The sequence below is a fragment of the Synechococcus sp. Cruz CV12-2-Slac-r genome, from assembly GCF_024346075.1.
GTDB lineage: Bacteria > Cyanobacteriota > Cyanobacteriia > PCC-6307 > Cyanobiaceae > Synechococcus_D.
The window spans coordinates 1-3,106 of sequence record NZ_JAGQEK010000182.1; the positions used below are offsets into that span (position 1 = coordinate 1).

Here is a 3,106-nt window from a genome sequence, read left to right on the forward strand (position 1 = left end):
TGGTTTGGCCGGCCAGGTAGTAGATCTCCTGAGGTTGCACGCAGCTCACCACTTTCAAGACACTGCGAAAGTCGTTTGGCGCCAACGAAACCATCTCAACATTGCCTGAGATTCCCAGCCGCTCCAGCCGCGACAGGTTCGCCATTTGGGCATCTCGGCTGGTGCCTACGACCCGATAGCCGTGGCTCAGCAGATGGTGGGCCAGATAAGCGCCGTCCTGGCCGGTGACCCCGGCGATCAGTGCGGTTTTGTTCATCAGGTGGGTGGTGGTGGTGATGCTTCAGCTGCTATGGGACTTGCCAAGAGGGAAAAGCATCTCATCTGCACATAGCACTCTTCGGATTATCTTTAATACAGAGGAAATACTTTAGGTATCATGATCATCATTCTCCTTTTCCTGTTTGGTTTGGGAGTTGGTTTTTTGCCCGTCCAACATAGTGCTTACGAATGACCAGGCTTGGTTTGCTCTCTTCGGAAGTGGGTTTTGCTTAGTATCACTCTGAGGGACAGTGGTATCGGAATAGGCATAAGGGCTGTAGCGACTGGTTGTGCCATAGCCATAGCCATAGCCATAGCCATAGCCATAGCCATAGCCATAGCCATGGCCCTGACCAATTATGGATTCAACCCGCTGGTTTGTCACCACCCCTAGCAGGTCTGCACCCGATTGCTGGATCTTGCTAACTACCTGAGTTGGCAGCTCACGAGGAATCTTGCCCAGTGTAACAAGTAGGATCAAACCGTCCATGTGTTCTGCAATCAACAGTGGATCTACCAGCTCAAGAGCAGGAGGTGTATCGAACACGATCAGATCGAACTGCTGCTGATCACGGATCTGCTGGATAATCTCACCGCAGCGTTCCGAACTCAGCAGGCGCGCTGGGTCTGGAAGCCTCTGGCCGCCTGGCAGTAAGGCCAGATTCGGGTTGACCCATTGATAGAGCTCCTCCAAGGGGGGAGGGGCTTCGCCGAACAACTCACTGATGCCTCGGGAATTGTCAAGGCCAAGGCGTCGATGTAGTCGAGCCCGACGCAGGTCTCCATCGACCAGCAGCACCTTCATGCCCATATCAACCAGAGTTTGCCCAAGCAGGGCTGTTGTGGTGGTTTTGCCCTCGCCGGCGGCAGATGAAGTAATCGCCACCACCCTCAGTGTGCGGTTCGCGCGGAGAGTGCGTAACGATTGATAGAAACTGCGCAGCGACTCGCGTAGCGTGAATAACTCTTCAGGTTCCAGATTCTTAATCGATTCGGCAATCGGCTTACTGGGATCTAGAGGCAGATAAGGAACCCCAGTGAGCAGGGGCAGCTTCAGCAGCTCTTCCACCTCACTGGATGAGTGGAACACACGATCGAGTTTATCCCGCAGAATTGAAACACCGACTCCGGCTACAAGCCCCAATAGCAGCCCCATGAATAGACGTTTCTGCAAGTTTGGCTCCACCGGAATATCCGAAAACTGGGGTGGTGAAATTACCTGCCAGGGAACCGTACTTTGAGCCATCTCAAGGCGGAAACTTTCTCGTGCTTTGAAGTAGCTACCCAGGTTTTCGGTGGCCACCGCCAAGCGCTGTTGCAGGGCTTCGTAGTTCTTGATCAGATCCGGATTGCGGCGAAACTCGGCTCCGAGGCTGCTGAACTGATCCTGCATCTTTTGCTGCTGAACCCGATTGACCTGCAGGGCCGACAGGATGGCGTCTTGCTCACGCCGTTGGAGCAGGGGTCGCAGTTGGTCACGGCGAGCCCGCAGGCTCTGAGCCAGCGGCGAATCGCCTCGGAATGAAGATTGAACCTTGGCAAGCTCACCCTCCACTTCAACCAGTTCAGAGAACAGTGGTGAGAAGTTGCTCTGGATGTTGTCGGCTGGACTCGAGATTCCAGTAACTGAAGCGGAGGAGGGATTCTGGAATGGCGACACCAACTGGCCAGATTGAACCATGGCGAGAAGGCCCTGAAGCTGTGCCTCGGTCTGCCTTAAAGCTCGAATTTCTCCCTCGAGACCGGCGCGGCTCCCCTCCAGCATCCGGCTCTGTTCCTCCGGTGCTAACATTGTATTGATGCTGCGGAAGGTAGCGAGTTCTTGCTGAAGTTGTACAACCCTCTGCTGGAGTCCCGGTGCCTGCTCATCAAGAAACTGAAGGCCCTGGTTAAGCTTTTCCTTCCGCCTGCGCAGAGAATAGTCGAGATAGTTTCTGGCCAGTGCCTCAATCAGTACCTTGCCCTGCTTTGGGTTGTCCCAGAGCAGAGTCACGTTTAGAACATCACTATCTTTTGATGCCAGCCCAACTGAAACAATGCGCTGCAGAGCGTACTGGCGAAGCCCCAGCTGCTTAGCAAGCGGACCCAATAGCATCGGGCTTCGCAGCACCTCCACTAAATTTGGTACGTCTACCGAGGTGTTTACTCTTGCGAGGGAGGCCAGATCACCATTATTTTTCTCTCTACCCTCGGCCAATGGGTCTCGGACCAGGAGCTGGAAGCCACCACTGTATTGAGGTTTAAATAGCCACTGGGCGACAGAAACTACACCTACCGAGGTGAACACAACGCCGAATGTGAGTCCGAACCAGAGGCTCCGTCGGCGGAGGATCGTCCATAGCTTTCCCAAGCCAAGGCTATTCTCATCCTGGATTGCCGCTTGCTCCGGCATCTGGCTCTGGGGTTTCAGGGACCAGGGCGAACCAGGCGTGCTGGATGTAGGCGCAGGTTGCGCAGCGGCGGATGGCGGTGCAATGGTCATGATTTTACCCGTCTGTTTATGTATTTTCCACAGTGGTGATGGCGATTAGATGTCAATTGCCGCTCCTTGCATTGATGTATACACCACATTAGCCCTTTTACTTCAGCCGAGGCCAAGACGCCACACCTGTAGCCCAGCTGAGCGGGCGGCTGCAGCATCGCAAATGCCACGGGCATCAAACAGCCAGGCAGGTTGTCGCATGCTGGCGGCCAGAACCTTCCATTCGAGCGAGGCATAGGCCTGCCATTCGGTAAGCACCAATGCGGCGTCAGCACCGCTCACAGCTTCTGCGGGGCTAGCAGAAAGGTGCCAGCCTCCCGAGCGATTTTCTGATGTACCTGTTTGTTGATCAAGATCGACAGCGAT

3 protein-coding genes are annotated in these 3,106 nt (G+C 54.8%); all 3 read right to left on the bottom strand.

The window, feature by feature from the left end:
• Positions 1–256 (bottom strand): GDP-mannose 4,6-dehydratase (locus tag KB557_RS10270; protein WP_255133903.1); only part of this gene is annotated, 256 nt, incomplete at its 3' end.
• Between the two features lie 111 nt (positions 257–367).
• The gene (locus KB557_RS10275; protein WP_255133906.1) at positions 368–2,650 is read right to left on the bottom strand and encodes a tyrosine-protein kinase domain-containing protein; all 2,283 of its coding nucleotides are present in this window, start codon (positions 2,648–2,650) and stop codon (positions 368–370) included.
• Between the two features lie 192 nt (positions 2,651–2,842).
• On the bottom strand, positions 2,843–3,106 hold a 264-nt coding region (locus KB557_RS10280; RefSeq protein WP_255133908.1), incomplete at its 5' end, for a UDP binding domain-containing protein.